Here is a 13,912-nt window from a genome sequence, read left to right on the forward strand (position 1 = left end):
CAAGGCCTCCGGACCTTTCTTCGCCCTGGCCCCCGCGAGAACGCCCCGAAGGGCGGACGAGCAAAGCATCCCCCGCAAGGACGCCTCGAAGGGCGGACGAGCAAAACACCCCCGCGAAGACGCCGCGAAGGGCGGATGAGCCCACCCAGCATCCCTCAAAACACAATCACATTCCGCCGTGCCGCACCGGCCTTGGTGTCCGCAATCGCCTCGTTGATCTGCTCCAGCCGCCAAGTCCCGCTCACCAGCTCATCCAGCTTCAGTCGCCCCTGCCGATAAAGCTCCACCATCCACGGAATATCCCGCTTCAACACAACCTCGCCCAGCAGCGACCCCTCAATCTTCTGCCCCAGCGCCGCCACCATCACCGGCTCCCATGCCGCCCTCTCGCCCGAGTGCGGCATCCCCACTGCAACGACCCGCCCGCGATAGCCCGCATAATTCAGCGAGGTCTCATACGCCGGCACCGCCCCCACCGTGACAAACACCGCATCCGCCCCCATGGGCGCAATCTCACGCATCGCTTTCCACGGCTCCGGCGCGCTCGCCAAAATCCCGTCCGTCGCCCCAAACTCTTTCGCGGCAGCCAGCTTCTCGGCGCTCATATCCACCGCCACGATCCGCGCCGCGCCCGCGATCCGCGCGCCCTGAATCGCATTCAGCCCCACGCCGCCCGCGCCGATCACCACCACCGTCTCGCCTGGGCGCACGCGGGCGGTGTTCACCACCGCGCCCACACCGGTAATCACCCCGCAGGCTAGCAGGCAGGCCGAGGTGGCCGGAATATCCTCATCCAGCGGCGCAAGCTGGCTCTGGTCCACCACCACCCGCTCGGCAAAGGCCCCGGTGCTCAGCCCGTGGTTCACCCCCGCGCCGTTCTGGCTGATCGGGCTCTGCGCGTCCCGGTCATAGCCCGTTTCGCAGTAAACCGGCGCACCCTCGGCGCAGCAGCCGCAGTGCCCGCAGGCCCGCAGCATCGTCACCAGCACCCGGTCGCCCTCCGCCAGCCCGCGCACGCCCGGCCCGGTCGCGGCAACGCGGCCCACCGCTTCGTGCCCATAAACCGCCGGAAGCCCGCCGCCCCATGCGCCCTCGGCGAAGTGGATGTCCGAATGGCAAATCGCCACGGCCTCCAAGACCACCTCTACCTCGCCTTCGTGCGGGGCGGCGAGGTCCACCTCTTCGATGGCCAAAGGCGAGCCAAATTCGCGGGCCACAGCGGCCTTGATCGTCACCATTCGCCGCTCCTATTCATATTTGCATAGGTATGGGTTGTGCATAGGATGTGCATGGGTTGTGCATGTGCGCTTTTCCGCACACTCCGCCTCAACAGGGCTAATTTCCCGCCCATCCATGCATTTCTGAATAGGTCAGTCGTCAAAGCGCAAATGCGCCATGATCTGCCCATGGTCAGACGCCAGTTTGTTGTAGGGCGCTTCAGGGTGCGAGCCGTCGGTCAGGTGGTCATTGAAGACACTGAAATAGTCCATGCTTCCAATGGCTTGGTCGAAGTCCGGGTGGAAGTGGCGGGAGAGCAGGATCTGGTCGATGCTCTCATAAACCCCGCCAAAAGCCGCCGTGTAAACCATGTCGCGCAGGCTCTTGCGCACAAACAGCTTTTCCGCCGAATGCAGCCGCATCGAGTCCACGCTTTCGGTAATTTGTGCGGCCTCTTCAACGCTATAGCGGTCCCCTTGGTGTTTGGCATCATGCCGCCGCATCCAAGCATAATTCTTGAACGGGGCTTCTCCGGTGATAATCTCGCTGCTCACCGCATGCTCGCCATCGTTCAGATCGCCTAACACGATGACAGCATTGCCTTTTTCCAGCTCCGCCACCACCTCGCGCCGCAGCACCCAGGCCTCCGCCATCCGCCTCAGCGCCGAGCGAAGCGAGCCCATCGCCCTCCCCACGGCGTCATAGTCCAACAGGTTGGCTTCATTGGAAAATTCCGCCCCCTCAGGGGCAATGAACTCGCCCAGCTTGCTCTTTAGGTGGCAGTTGAACACCGTCACCACATGCGCGCCCACCGGCACTTTCACCTTCAAGATGGGGCGCGAAATCCGCTTCAGCTTAAAGCTCCCCGCGCCCTCGCCGCCAAGGTCGCGCAGCGGAATTTCAAGAGGCTTATCAAGCACCTGGATCACCTCCGGCGCCCCGACAAACCCATTGCGCGATAGCACCGCAAGCCCCGGCCTGCGCTCTCCCGGCCCGCCGTCCTGCGCATTGGGCGCAAAGGCCAGCGCAGCATCGCCATAGGGCTCATAGGCCAGTTTCCGAAAGATCGCCTTACGGTGATAGGGCTTGCCCTTGTCCGGCACCGATACCGCGTTGGAGGCCTCGCCCATCCGATCTGCCTGCGCAACCACATCGCGCAGCGCCTCCTCCTCGAAAATCTCTTGAAAACCAATGAGATCAGCGTTGAGCGAGGCCACCTGATCGGCCAGCCAATTGGCCTTCCACGCGTATTCCTCGGGCGTGTATCTCTCGAAGCGGTAATACTCTTTCTCCGCCCCGATCAGGTTTTTCACGTTGAAGCTCGCCACCGTCCAATCGGTCATGCCGCATCTCCGTAAGTGTCTATTGCCTTTGCAAAAATCCGCGCGTCCACATTGCCGCCGCTGACCACCACCACCACATCTTCGCCGGTGATGTCATCGCCGCGAAACAGAGCCGATGCCAGCGCCACGGCCCCGCCGGGCTCCACCACGATCTTCAGCCGCAAGAAGGCCAGCGCCATGGCGCGAAGCGCCTCCGCGTCACTCACCGCCATGCCCGGCCCGCAGAGCCGTTTCATGATCGGAAAGGTCAACTCGCCCGGCCGCGGCGTCACGATCGCATCGCAGAGCGATCCGCTAAGTGCTTCGTTGCTCTGGATATTTCCGGCAGCCAGCGAGCGGGCGACGTCGTCAAACCCCTCTGGCTCTGCCGTGCGCACCCGAAAGCTCGGCGCGGCCTCTTCCAACGCCAGCGCAATGCCCGAGGTCAGCCCACCGCCGCCGCAGCACACGATCACCTCGCCGCCGTCCACTCCCACCTCGGCGGTCTGACGGGCAATTTCCAGCCCGCAGGTGCCTTGCCCGGCAATCACCTGAGGCTCGTCATAGGGGCGGATCAGCGTCAGCCCCCGCGCCTCGGCCAATTTGGTACCAATCGCCTCGCGGCTTTCCGTGGCGCGGTCGTAATGCACAACCTGCGCGCCGTAAGCCTTTGTGTTGGCGACCTTTATCGCCGGGGCATCCCTGGGCATCACGATCACGGCCTCACGCCCATGCGCCTTTGCTGCAGCCGCCACGCCCTGCGCGTGGTTGCCCGAGGAATAGGCCAGCACGCCGCCGTCGCCGTCCAAGGCCGACACGGCTGACCAGCCCCCACGAAACTTGAAGCTGCCGGTCACCTGAAGGCACTCCGCCTTCACCCAAACACGCCGGCCCGCGATTTCGTCTAGGAACGGCGAGTTGAGCAGCGGCGTCACCCGCGCATGCCCGCGCAACCTTTCGGCGGCGGCCTCTATCATCTCGAAATTCAACGGATTTTCTCCAGCCACTGATCCAGCGCCTTCAGTGCCTCGGGCTCATCGAGGAAAGGGATATGCGCCCGGTCTGGCACTTCCGCATAAATCATTTCCGGGTTCATCTCGCGCATCTTACCGGCGGCTTCGGGCGTCAGCAGATCAGAGTTTTCGCCCCGGATCAGCGCCAGCGGCAGGCCCTTCAGCTTCTCGAAAAGCGGCCACGCCTCGGGGATATCCCCCTCGAACGCGGCCAGAAAAGACTTTCGTAGGGCGGGATCGTAATTGATTTTCAACCCTTCTGGCGTTTCATCGTAATGTTTCCGCGCTTCTTCAAGCCAGCGCTCGGGCGGCACGTTAACGAAGCCGGGCATCGCGCCGGGCAGCGCAGCGGCCAGTTCAGCGTGAGTCTTTGCCGCCGGGTTGCGGCCCACGTAATCGAAGATCCGTTCCAGCCCGTCGCGGCTCAGGGCCGGGCCTACATCGTTGAGGCAGAGGCCCAGCACCTTGTCGCGCTGCATCGCCGCGAGCCCCATGCCGATCAGGCCGCCGCGCGATGTGCCCAGAATGGCCACTTGGGCCAGCCCGAGGTGGTCGAGCAGTTCAAGCTGGTCCTTTGCTTCCACCGGCACGGTGTAGGTTTCGGCGCCTGACCAGCCAGAGCCGCCGCGCCCGCGATAGTCGGGGCAGATCAGGCGGCAGCCGGTCAGATGCGGGGCGACATAGTCGAAGTCGCTGGCGTTGCGGGTCAGCCCGGCTAGGCAGAGCAGCGGCAGGCCCTCGCCCTCGTCGCGGTAATGAATGCGGGTGCCGTCAGAAGCGGTGAAGCTGGGCATCAGAGCCTTCCTGCGAGGTCGGGGATGGGGGATAGGTCGGTCAACTCGTGAGCGGGGCGCCAAGGCAGGCGGTCCATCGGCAATCCGGCGCGGTTGACCCATGCGGTCTGAAAGCCATAGCCCGCGGCGGCGGCGGCATCCCAGCCGTTGGACGACACGAAGAGCACATCCTGTGGGGCCACGTCGAGCGCGGTGCCTACCAAATCGTAAACCCGGCGGTCGGGCTTGAACACGCCAACATCCTCGACCGAAATCACGTCATCCAACACCGCACCGATCCCGGCAGAGGTGACGGCCCCCATCAGCATCTCGGGCGAGCCGTTGGAAAGGATCGCCGTGGCAAAGCCCGCATCCTTCAATTTCTCAAGTATTCCAGGCACTTCCGGGTAGGCGGACAGTTCGAAATAAAGCGCCATCAACCGCTTGCGCAGGGCCGCGTCGGTGAGGTTTTGCTCGGCCATCGCATAGTCCAGCGCCTCGCCAGTCACCTGCCAAAAGTCGGCGTGCTCTCCTGTGATTGCGCGCAGCCAGCTGTAGCCAAGCTGCTTCTCGCGCCACGTTGCGGCGAGGGCCTGCCAGCAACGCGCCAGCGCCTCCCGGCCCGGTTCCGCGGCTGCTTCACGCGCGGCGGCGGACACGTCGAAAAGTGTGCCATAGGCGTCGAAAACACAGGCTTTGATTGTCATGCCGCCCCCTTTCTCGCGGCAGACTGGCACAGGGGCGTCCGGGGCGGAAGGGGCAGCAGTTGGCTGCTGGCAGGAATCACCGCGAAGGCGCTTGCGTCAGAGCAGGTAGCGGTCAAGCAGCGCCCAGCCGCCCCAGAGGTGTGCGGCGGTCGTGAAGAGGTAAGCCGCTGCCGCCAGCGCGCCCTGCGTGCGGCTCATCGGGCGCTGGTATCGCGCCTCGTCATGTTCGCTGAAGAGCGATTGGGCCGAGATCAGCGCGAAGAAGAACAGCATCGTCGACTGCATCCACAGCGCCGTGGCGGCAAAGGCGGCGCTCATTGCCATGCCCACCACGCGGCCCAGCGGTGGCCAGAACGTTTGCGCGAGGATCTTCACGCAACGTCCACCGTCCAGCGGCCAAAACGGCAGCAGGTTGAAGAAGTTGAGCGCCCCAGTGACGATGGCAAAAACCCATGCAGCATGGGCGATTTCCGGTGCCCGCCATGTGAAATATTCCGAGACGGCGAAGCCCAGTACCATCGGCGCAATGCAAATGCCCGGCCCCATCAGGGTGATGAAGAAGCTCTCGGCTTGGGTGTCGGGCAGCCGGTTTGAAATCGCCACGCCGCCCATAAGAGGCACAAGCCGAAACCGGGCGTCAGAGTGGCCTGCCACGCGGTAGGCCGCGACATGGCCAAACTCGTGTACCACGACTGAAAGCGTCAGCGCGATCCCGTAAAGCGGGCCGAGAAGCCACGCAGCCAAGCCAAAGGCGGCCAGGCCCAGCAGGACGCCGTTGGTATCCAGTGAATGCACCACCATCCCGCGCGGAGCCATAAGGCCGCCACGCAGCGAAAAAGCAGTAAATGCGCAAAGCGCCACAGCGAGGAGCAAGAGTGTCATGCGCTCCGTATCGCCATGAAATCAGGCCTGAATTTGGCGCAAGCAGGGAAAAGGCTAGAGGTTGTCCGGCTGCGGCATGGACAACATATGAAAGCCGCCATCCACCCGCACGATCTCACCCGTGGTGCAGGCCCCGTAGTCGGAGGCGAGGTAAACCGCCGTGCCGCCCACTGCCTCCAGCGTCGCATTCTCGCGCAGCGGTGCGTTGGCACCGGTAAAGCGGAAGGTCTTGCGCGCTCCGCCAATCGCCGCGCCCGCGAGGGTTTTCATCGGTCCGGGCGAGATCGCGTTGACCCGAATGCCATCGGGGCCAAGATCGTTGGCAAGGTAGCGCACCGAACTCTCCAGCGCGGCCTTGGCCACGCCCATCACGTTGTAATAGGGCGTCACCCGGTTGGAGCCCTGATAGGTCAGGGTCAGCAGCGTGCCCCCTTTGTTCATCAGCGGTGCAGCCCGGCGCGCGACGTCGATGAAGGAAAAGCAGGAGATGGTCATCGAGTTGCGAAAGTTGTCGCGCGTGGTGTTGATGAACCGTCCGGTCAGCTCGTTCTTGTCCGAGTAGGCGATGGCATGCACCACAAAGTCGAGCTCACCCCAGCGGTCGCCGATCTTGCCAAATGCGGCATCCATACTCTCATCGTTCATCACGTCGACATCGAGCAGAAAATCGGAGCCGAGGCTTTCGGCCAGCGGCTCTACCCGTTTACCAAACGCCTCGCCTTGATAGCTGAACGCCAGTTCGGCGCCCTCGGCGGCCATGGCCTTCGATATGCCCCAGGCAATCGAGCGGTCGTTCGCCACCCCCATGATGAGGCCACGCTTGCCTCGCATCAATTCAGCCATCGTGTTTATCCGTGATACTTGCTCAAAATCAGAGATCCGTTGGTGCCGCCAAAGCCGAAGCTGTTGGAAAGGACCGAGTCGAGATCAACGTCAAATTGCGTTTCTGTCACGATCTCGCCGGGGTTCAGGCCCGGGTCGAGCTCGGTGATGTTGGCCGAAGCCTGGATGAAGCGGTTTTCCATCATGAGGATGGAGTAGATAATTTCGAGCACGCCAGTTGCGCCTTGGCTATGGCCCGCGAGCGACTTGGAAGAGGAGATCGGCGGGGTGCTTCCTTCGCCAAACACCCGGCGGATGGCCTCGACTTCCAACACATCGCCCACTGGCGTCGCGGTGCCGTGTGCGTTGATGTAATCCACTTTGTGATCGCCGATGGTCGAGAGCGCCAGCTTCATCGCCCGTTCACCACCCTCGCCGGAGGGCGCAACCATATCGGCACCATCGGAGGTGGCACCGTAGCCGGTGACTTCGGCGTAAATCTTCGCACCGCGCGCCTTGGCGTGCTCCAGTTCTTCCACCACCACAACGCCGCCGCCGCCAGAGATCACAAAACCGTCGCGGGTAGCGTCATAGGGGCGGGAGGCCTTGGTGGGGGTGTCGTTGTACTTGCTGCTCATCGCGCCCATCGCGTCGAACAGGCAGGAGAGCGTCCAATCCACCTCTTCGCCGCCGCCGGCAAAGACCACATCCTGCTTGCCCATCTGGATCTGCTCCACCGCGTTGCCCACGCAGTGCAGCGAGGTCGAACAGGCTGAGGTGATCGAGTAGTTGATGCCCTTGATCTGGAAGGGCGTGGCAAGGCAGGCCGAGTTGGTGGAACTCATGCAGCGCGTCACCATGAAGGGGCCCATCCGCTTGGGAGAGCCCTTGTCCTTCACGATGTTATGCGCGGTAAAAAAGTTGGAGGTCGAAGGCCCGCCGGAGCCCATGATCAACCCGGTGCGCACGTTGGACACGTCGGATTGCTCAAGCCCGCTGTCCTTCACCGCCTGATCCATGGCGATGAAGTTGTAGGCCGCGCCCATGCCCATGAAGCGCAGGTTGCGTTTGTCGATGTGTTCGGCAACGTCGATGTCGGGCTTGCCGTGAATGCAGGAGCGGAAGCCGTTTTCAGCGTATTCCGGCGCGGCGGTAATGCCCGAGCGCCCGGTCTTCAAGCTCTCGGTAACCTCTTCGGCGGTGATCCCGATGGGAGAGACGATCCCGATCCCGGTGATGACGACGCGACGCATGTAACCTCGTATTCTGGGGTGTGCCCGTTGTTATTCGTCCTGGAACAGCCCGACCTTCATGCCCTCGGCAGTGAAGACGTGCTTTCCGTCAGCGAATATCTTGCCGTTGGCGATGCCGAGTTTCAACTTCCGGTCCATGACGCGGGTGAAATCAACGTGATAGACGATCTGGCTATTGGCCGGTGTGATCATGTCGGTGAACTTCACCTCGCCCACACCCAGCGCCCGGCCCCGGCCCAGCATCCCGCGCCAGCCAAGGTTGAAGCCGGTCAGTTGCCACAGGCCATCGAGGCCAAGGCAGCCGGGCATCACCGGGTCGCCGGGGAAGTGGCAGGAGAAGAACCAGAGGTCAGGGTTGATATCGAATTCGGCCACCACGTGGCCCTTGCCGTGCTCGCCGCCGTCGGCCGAGATCTCGGTGATCCGGTCCATCATCAGCATCGGCGGCTCGGGAAGTTGCGGATTGCCCGGCCCGAACAGCTCGCCGCGGGCGCATTTCAGCAGCCCTTCCTTGTCGAATGTGTTCGGATGGTTCGCCATTCGGCCCCGCCTCCTCGTTTTGTGGTACTATTGTTGCGCACCCCTCTACCACCCGGTCCCGCGCAGGCGCAATAGTGGTGGCGGCGCGACAGTGGCGCGCAGTCGTGGTCTATTTCCGTTTGAATTCGGGCAGGATGAACAGATATAACAGATCGCAGGCAGGACGATGGAACCCAACCGAATGCAAAGCGAAGCGCACACGCGCGGATCAGAATGGCTTGAAGCAGGCGGCTTGCGCCCCACGCGCCAGCGCTTGGCCCTTGCCACTTTGCTGGTGGGGGATGGTTGCAACCGCCATGTCACCGCTGAAAGCCTGTTTGAAGCCTCGCGTGCGGCGGGCGATCGGGTCTCTCTCGCCACGGTTTACAACACATTGCGCGCCTTCTGTGATGTGGGCCTGATGCAGGAAATCACTGTTGACGGTTCGAAGAGCTACTTCGACACCCGCACCGATGATCACCCGCATTTCTATTGGGAAGACAGCCAGAAGCTCACCGACGCCCCCACCGAGCAGCTGCGCCTCGCCTCCATTCCGGATGCGCCGGAGGGCACCGAGATTGCCAAAGTGGATGTGGTCATCCGCCTTCGCCGGGTCTGACGCGACTGTCGGGGCAGCACCCGGCTTAATGCCTGCTTAGCGCTTTGATTTCCTTCGCGATGTGACGCGCCAGCGCGCAGTCAGATCAAAACCACTGGCCTGGTTCCATCAGCCCTAGATCTAGCAATTGCTGACTGTGCCACTCGAACTTGGTGGAGTTGTGCCACTTGAACGTGTCGATGTCATACCGGCTGCCGGGGTTGCGCTTGAGCGCCTTGGCGGTGCGGAACGAGCAGACAGTCGCCGTGAGATTATGGTGCCACGGGCAGGCATAGGTATTGTATTCTTCGTCCGAAAACCTGTGTGTTGGCAACAGCTTGAGCCCGGGCTTGGCGCGGAATAGCGAAATGCGGTCAATCCGCCGGCGATCCTTGTCGACATGCTCCTCAAAGCGCCACCGCAACCCGCCGAAGAAATCCAGCTGCCGCTCTTTGGGATAGTTGTGGTTGGTCGGGTCGGGGCGGGCGAGGGCGTAGTATCCCGATTTGTCGAGATGCGCGTTCTCAATCGAAACCGCATCCGGAAAGCGCTCCAGATCGTCGGCGTAGAGATCAACGACGTAAGTCAGCATCGCGTCGCGCCGTTCTTCGACGTGGAAGGCCAGCATCTCGCCCACGGTGCGGTTTTCGCAGAAGGGAAAGAAGAGATACTCGGCATTGTAGCAGTAGTAGAGCCATTGCCCCGGAGCGGTTGCCGCGATGATGGGGTTAATGGCGTCGACGAGGGCGAAATCGGCGTGCATGTCGTAGCGCACGCGATGCACCTGGCTTTCGAGCGCCTCGGGCAAATCCAATGCATCCGGGGCCAGCAGCACGATCTCGTGAAAGCCGGCCATCCGATGGTGACGGATCGTGGTGGCCACCTCTTGCAGGTCTTCCACGCAGATCACCGCAATCGGCCCCTTCTTCAGCGCCGATTTTCCTTGATCGAGGAAGGTATTGAGAGAGCTGTATTTCATGTCACCGGCGGCCCATGCCCGAGTTTGTGCCATTTGTGGGTTAATGAAGCCTCAAGCGCAACCGTTGCGGGGGCGCTGGCCATCCGCTAGACACCGCCCGACCCCTCCAGGAATGCGTGATGACTAAAAAGCTCTATATCAAGACCTATGGCTGTCAGATGAATGTCTATGACAGCGAGCGCATGGCCGAAGCGCTGGAAGGCTACGAGCAGGTGCAGAGCCCTGACGGGGCAGACATGATCCTGCTCAACACTTGCCATATCCGCGAGAAGGCGGCGGAGAAGGTTTATTCCGAGCTGGGCCGTTACAAGGACTTGAAGGAGGCCAAGCCGGATCTGAAGATCGGCGTTGCTGGCTGCGTGGCGCAGGCTGAAGGCGAAGAGATCATGCGCCGCCAGCCGATGGTTGATCTGGTGGTGGGGCCGCAAAGCTATCACCGCCTGCCCGAGCTTGAGGCAAAGGCGCGTGGCGGCGAGAAGGCGCTGGATACGGACTTTCCCGAAGAGGACAAGTTTGAGAAGTTGAAAGGGCGCCCAAAGGCGCAGCGCGGGCCGACCGCCTTTTTGACGGTGCAGGAGGGCTGCGACAAGTTCTGCGCCTTCTGCGTGGTGCCCTATACCCGCGGCGCCGAGGTGAGCCGCCCAGTGGCCCGGGTGCTGGCGGAGGCCGAAGAACTGGTGTCGCGCGGGGTGCGCGAGATCACGTTGCTGGGTCAGAATGTGAACGCCTACCACGGCGAGGATGGCGGCGAGACATGGGGCCTCGCGCGGCTGATCCGGCGGCTGGCCGAGATTGATGAGCTCAAACGCATCCGCTTTACCACCTCGCACCCAAACGACATGGAAGACGACCTGATTGCCGCCCATGGCGATTGCGAAAAACTCATGCCTTACCTGCACTTGCCGGTGCAGTCCGGCTCTGACCGCATTCTCAAACGGATGAACCGCAAGCACACAGCCGAAAGCTACATCGCGCTGATCGACCGCATCCGAGCTGCCCGGCCGGATCTGCTGCTGTCGGGCGATTTCATCGTCGGTTTTCCCGAGGAGACCGAAGAGGATTTTCAGGCCACGCTCGACCTGATCGAACGGGTGAACTACGGCCAGGCCTATTCATTCAAATACTCTTCCCGCCCCGGCACTCCGGCGGCCGAACGCGCAACTGTTGCGCCCGAGGTTGCCGCCGACAGATTGCAGCGACTGCAGGCGCTTATCACCCGGCAACAGCGCGCGGCGCAGGATGCGATGGTTGGCCGAGAGGTGCATGTGTTGATCGAAAAACCAGGGCGGCTGCCGGGGCAGATGGTGGGCAAATCCGATCACCTTCATGCGGTGCATGTCACAAGCGATGGGCTCGCGCCCGGAGACCTCGTCCGCGTGCGCATCACCGAATCTGGCCCCAACTCTTTGGCCGGCGCGTTGCTCTGAGTCGAGCTCGGGCCGCGTGGCGGTGCCCAGCTTTTGCCGCAATCGGTCTCGCTTTGCGAAACAATCGCCTGCACAGCGGGCGATTGTTCATTAAGCCCCTACAAATTAACGGTAAAAACGTTTTGCTGGCCTCCTGAATCTGGTAAATCTGGCGATATTGTGACTGGGGCAACGGCGGCAATTTGCGGCGCGCGCCCCTTCGTACCGAAACCGGAACAGGACGGATGCCCGTGACCCAAATGACCTTCACCGCAATCCGATCGTTCGTTGGTGGCGCAGCGGCGCTGACGATGGCCATCGGCCTCTTTGCTGGCGACGCCGAGGCGCAGTCGAGCAGGGACCAGTCGCAGCGCTACGTGCCCACCGTTTGGGTCGATCCGGACGGCTGCGAACATTGGGTGATGGACGACGGGGCGGAGGGCTACATGACGCCCCATGTTTCGCGTCAGGGCATTCCGGTTTGCCGTCGCGGCAATGTCTGCGGTGTGATGAACTCCGACCAGCTCTTTGCCACCGACAGTGCCGCCATTTCGGCCTCGGGCAAGAAGCGTCTGGCCAACTTCTTCCGCTCCAGCCGGGCCCGCGCCTATATCATCGCCGGTCACACCGATGCGCGGGCCAGCGATGAATACAACATGAACCTCAGCTACCGCCGGGCTGTCAGCGTGGCCCGGATCGGCAAGGCCACCGGCGCAAAGATCGTTGATGTGCGCGGCTATGGTGAGCGGGTGCCAGTGGCGTCCAACCGGACTGCGGGCGGGATGCAGAAGAACCGCCGCGTCGAAATCATCTGCATCAAGTGAACAGGAGAAGCGCTATGAACATTCTCAAGATCACCGCGCTTCTGGCTTGTGCCGGTGCCCTGAGTGCCTGCAGCGAGAAGATTGACAAAACGGTCGACCGCGGCTTCGACAGCAAGGACCTGACCCAGCTCAAAGCAGGTGTCTGGATCGACCCCAACGGGTGCGATCACTGGATCATCGACGATGGCGTTGAGGGCTACCTCAGCCAGCGGCTCGATAAATACGGCAAGCCTGTCTGCTCCGGCGCGGGCCCCTCGGGCACGGCGCAAGGAGACTTTCAGTCGGGGTCGGAGTTTCCTGATCCGATCTGATGCGCTTGTGGCCAAGAACTGCCATAGAATTCATCCGGAGGCCGCCAGACTTGCTCTTGCGGCCTCTTTTCATGTCAAATGCGTGAAATCTTTGCACTGGCCGCTTGCGCGATGGCTTGGCACTTGGCAACCTGACCTTGTGAACCACAACATCTAGCGTATCGCTAGCCAGCTGATGGAGACGCACTTTTTGGGAATCAGTGCCCTGACCGCCCCGCCAAACCCCAAGGATATTCTGGAAACGCCGCTGGAATTCCCCGACAACCTCCTGTTGATCGAGCTCTGCGGTGAGTTTGACCGCAACCTTGCCCAGATCGAACATGCGGTAGGAGTGCAAATCCTGCGCCGGGGCAACCAGTTGGCGCTTATCGGTGAAGCCGGGCCGCGCAGCGAGGCGGCGGTGATCCTTCAGGAACTCTACGCCAAACTCGAAGCCGGGCGCTCGATTGAGCCGGGCGATGTTGATGGGGCGATCCGGCTGGGCCGTGAGAGCAGTGCCGATGCGAGTAGCGCGGCGCGGGATGGCGACCAGTTGGAGATGTTTCATGGCGGGCGGGTTGAGATCAAAACCCGCAAGAAGGTTGTTGAGCCGCGCACCGAGGCACAAAAGGCCTATGTGCGTGCGCTCTTCGAGAACGAGCTGGGCTTCGGCATTGGGCCTGCGGGCACGGGCAAGACCTATCTTGCCGTGGCGGTTGGGGTGAACCTGTTTCTCGCTGGTCATGTCGACCGGATCATCCTGAGCCGACCGGCCGTGGAGGCCGGGGAGAAGCTGGGCTACCTGCCGGGCGACATGAAGGACAAGGTCGACCCCTACATGCAGCCGCTCTATGACGCGCTGAACGACTTTTTGCCCTCCAAGCAGGTTGCCAAGCTGATCGAGGAAAAACGTATTGAAATCGCGCCCTTGGCCTTTATGCGGGGGCGCACGCTGGCGAATGCCTTCGTGGTGCTCGACGAGGCGCAGAATGCAACGACCATGCAGATGAAGATGTTCCTGACCCGTCTCGGGGAAGGCAGCCGTATGGTGATTACCGGTGACCGCAGCCAGGTGGACTTGCCGCGCGGGGTGCAATCGGGGCTGCGCGAGGCCGAGAGCCTGCTGGATGGGGTGAAGGGGATCTCCTTCAACTATTTCACCGCCAAGGACGTGGTGCGACATCCGCTGGTGGCGCGGATCATCGAGGCTTATGACACGCTGGATGCGAAGGGGTGAGCGCGGGTTAACATCCGGTTCACCACCCGCGCGCAGCTAAAATGAGCGCCTGCGGCGCACGCTATCCAT

General features: G+C 62.4%; 15 protein-coding genes. 5 read left to right on the plus strand and 10 right to left on the minus strand.

The genetic code is table 11. The annotated features are described in order from the left end of the window. Positions 1–155 precede the first annotated feature (155 nt). The 9 genes from ACXAG6_RS05505 to fabA form a co-directional block, all read right to left on the minus strand. A complete protein-coding gene (locus ACXAG6_RS05505) occupies positions 156–1,238 on the minus strand; it encodes a zinc-binding dehydrogenase (RefSeq protein WP_475335817.1) in 1,083 nt (360 codons plus the stop codon). Between the two features lie 132 nt (positions 1,239–1,370). Next, positions 1,371–2,561, minus strand: coding sequence for an endonuclease/exonuclease/phosphatase family protein (locus ACXAG6_RS05510; RefSeq protein ID WP_475335819.1), 1,191 nt, complete (start codon positions 2,559–2,561; stop codon positions 1,371–1,373). Further along, the gene (locus ACXAG6_RS05515; RefSeq protein WP_475337924.1) at positions 2,558–3,517 is read right to left on the minus strand and encodes a threonine ammonia-lyase; all 960 of its coding nucleotides are present in this window, start codon (positions 3,515–3,517) and stop codon (positions 2,558–2,560) included. Before ACXAG6_RS05515 ends, ACXAG6_RS05510 begins: the two co-directional genes overlap by 4 nt. 8 nt (positions 3,518–3,525) lie before the next feature. Beyond that, entirely contained in the window at positions 3,526–4,347 is an 822-nt protein-coding gene (locus tag ACXAG6_RS05520; RefSeq protein ID WP_475335821.1) for an alpha/beta fold hydrolase, read from the minus strand. Next, a complete protein-coding gene (locus ACXAG6_RS05525; protein WP_475335823.1) occupies positions 4,347–5,033 on the minus strand; it encodes a haloacid dehalogenase type II in 687 nt (228 codons plus the stop codon). The genes ACXAG6_RS05520 and ACXAG6_RS05525 overlap by 1 nt, the downstream gene beginning before the upstream one ends. Positions 5,034–5,129: 96 nt before the next feature. Further along, entirely contained in the window at positions 5,130–5,915 is a 786-nt protein-coding gene (locus ACXAG6_RS05530; RefSeq protein WP_475335826.1) for a metalloprotease, read from the minus strand. A 54-nt stretch (positions 5,916–5,969) separates the two neighbouring features. Then, positions 5,970–6,758 carry an enoyl-ACP reductase FabI gene (locus ACXAG6_RS05535; protein ID WP_475335828.1) on the minus strand — a complete coding sequence of 263 codons (789 nt, stop codon included), beginning with the start codon at positions 6,756–6,758 and terminating at the stop codon, positions 5,970–5,972. Positions 6,759–6,763: 5 nt separating this feature from the next. Next, the gene (fabB, locus tag ACXAG6_RS05540; protein WP_475335830.1) at positions 6,764–7,990 is read right to left on the minus strand and encodes a beta-ketoacyl-ACP synthase I; all 1,227 of its coding nucleotides are present in this window, start codon (positions 7,988–7,990) and stop codon (positions 6,764–6,766) included. Positions 7,991–8,020: 30 nt separating this feature from the next. Beyond that, complete coding sequence (gene fabA / locus ACXAG6_RS05545) at positions 8,021–8,530, minus strand: bifunctional 3-hydroxydecanoyl-ACP dehydratase/trans-2-decenoyl-ACP isomerase (RefSeq protein ID WP_475335831.1); 510 nt, start codon at positions 8,528–8,530, stop codon at positions 8,021–8,023. Positions 8,531–8,711: 181 nt separating this feature from the next. Between fabA and irr the strand changes: the two genes are divergently transcribed. Beyond that, complete coding sequence (irr, locus tag ACXAG6_RS05550; protein WP_140013018.1) at positions 8,712–9,128, plus strand: Fur family transcriptional regulator Irr; 417 nt, start codon at positions 8,712–8,714, stop codon at positions 9,126–9,128. A gap of 85 nt (positions 9,129–9,213) precedes the next feature. Here the strand turns inward: irr and ACXAG6_RS05555 are convergent, their stop codons facing one another. Continuing rightward, a complete protein-coding gene (locus ACXAG6_RS05555) occupies positions 9,214–10,086 on the minus strand; it encodes a glycosyltransferase family 2 protein (RefSeq protein WP_475335833.1) in 873 nt (290 codons plus the stop codon). A gap of 119 nt (positions 10,087–10,205) precedes the next feature. Between ACXAG6_RS05555 and miaB the strand changes: the two genes are divergently transcribed. The 4 genes from miaB (at position 10,206) to ACXAG6_RS05575 (ending at position 13,843) form a co-directional block, all read left to right on the plus strand. Beyond that, a complete protein-coding gene (gene miaB, locus ACXAG6_RS05560; protein WP_475335836.1) occupies positions 10,206–11,513 on the plus strand; it encodes a tRNA (N6-isopentenyl adenosine(37)-C2)-methylthiotransferase MiaB in 1,308 nt (435 codons plus the stop codon). 290 nt (positions 11,514–11,803) lie between these two features. Beyond that, complete coding sequence (locus tag ACXAG6_RS05565) at positions 11,804–12,316, plus strand: OmpA family protein (RefSeq protein WP_475337926.1); 513 nt, start codon at positions 11,804–11,806, stop codon at positions 12,314–12,316. A gap of 14 nt (positions 12,317–12,330) precedes the next feature. After that, a complete protein-coding gene (locus tag ACXAG6_RS05570; RefSeq protein WP_140013020.1) occupies positions 12,331–12,627 on the plus strand; it encodes a hypothetical protein in 297 nt (98 codons plus the stop codon). A 175-nt stretch (positions 12,628–12,802) separates the two neighbouring features. Further along, positions 12,803–13,843, plus strand: coding sequence for a PhoH family protein (locus ACXAG6_RS05575; RefSeq protein WP_475335838.1), 1,041 nt, complete (start codon positions 12,803–12,805; stop codon positions 13,841–13,843). Positions 13,844–13,912: the final 69 nt, after the last annotated feature.

It is taken from the genome of Vannielia sp. ABF1_015, assembly GCF_056160745.1.

What these genes read in the sequence shown, in the direction of transcription:
- ACXAG6_RS05505 (WP_475335817.1), bottom strand. Translation starts at nt 1,238, where the DNA reads ATGGTGACGATCAAGGCCGCTGTGGCCCGCGAATTTGGCTCGCCTTTG.
- ACXAG6_RS05510 (WP_475335819.1), bottom strand. Translation starts at nt 2,561, where the DNA reads ATGACCGATTGGACGGTGGCGAGCTTCAACGTGAAAAACCTGATCGGG.
- ACXAG6_RS05515 (WP_475337924.1), bottom strand. Translation starts at nt 3,517, where the DNA reads ATGATAGAGGCCGCCGCCGAAAGGTTGCGCGGGCATGCGCGGGTGACG.
- ACXAG6_RS05520 (WP_475335821.1), bottom strand. Translation starts at nt 4,347, where the DNA reads ATGCCCAGCTTCACCGCTTCTGACGGCACCCGCATTCATTACCGCGAC.
- ACXAG6_RS05525 (WP_475335823.1), bottom strand. Translation starts at nt 5,033, where the DNA reads ATGACAATCAAAGCCTGTGTTTTCGACGCCTATGGCACACTTTTCGAC.
- ACXAG6_RS05530 (WP_475335826.1), bottom strand. Translation starts at nt 5,915, where the DNA reads ATGACACTCTTGCTCCTCGCTGTGGCGCTTTGCGCATTTACTGCTTTT.
- ACXAG6_RS05535 (WP_475335828.1), bottom strand. Translation starts at nt 6,758, where the DNA reads ATGGCTGAATTGATGCGAGGCAAGCGTGGCCTCATCATGGGGGTGGCG.
- fabB (WP_475335830.1), bottom strand. Translation starts at nt 7,990, where the DNA reads ATGCGTCGCGTCGTCATCACCGGGATCGGGATCGTCTCTCCCATCGGG.
- fabA (WP_475335831.1), bottom strand. Translation starts at nt 8,530, where the DNA reads ATGGCGAACCATCCGAACACATTCGACAAGGAAGGGCTGCTGAAATGC.
- irr (WP_140013018.1), top strand. Translation starts at nt 8,712, where the DNA reads ATGCAAAGCGAAGCGCACACGCGCGGATCAGAATGGCTTGAAGCAGGC.
- ACXAG6_RS05555 (WP_475335833.1), bottom strand. Translation starts at nt 10,086, where the DNA reads ATGAAATACAGCTCTCTCAATACCTTCCTCGATCAAGGAAAATCGGCG.
- miaB (WP_475335836.1), top strand. Translation starts at nt 10,206, where the DNA reads ATGACTAAAAAGCTCTATATCAAGACCTATGGCTGTCAGATGAATGTC.
- ACXAG6_RS05565 (WP_475337926.1), top strand. Translation starts at nt 11,804, where the DNA reads ATGGCCATCGGCCTCTTTGCTGGCGACGCCGAGGCGCAGTCGAGCAGG.
- ACXAG6_RS05570 (WP_140013020.1), top strand. Translation starts at nt 12,331, where the DNA reads ATGAACATTCTCAAGATCACCGCGCTTCTGGCTTGTGCCGGTGCCCTG.
- ACXAG6_RS05575 (WP_475335838.1), top strand. Translation starts at nt 12,803, where the DNA reads ATGGAGACGCACTTTTTGGGAATCAGTGCCCTGACCGCCCCGCCAAAC.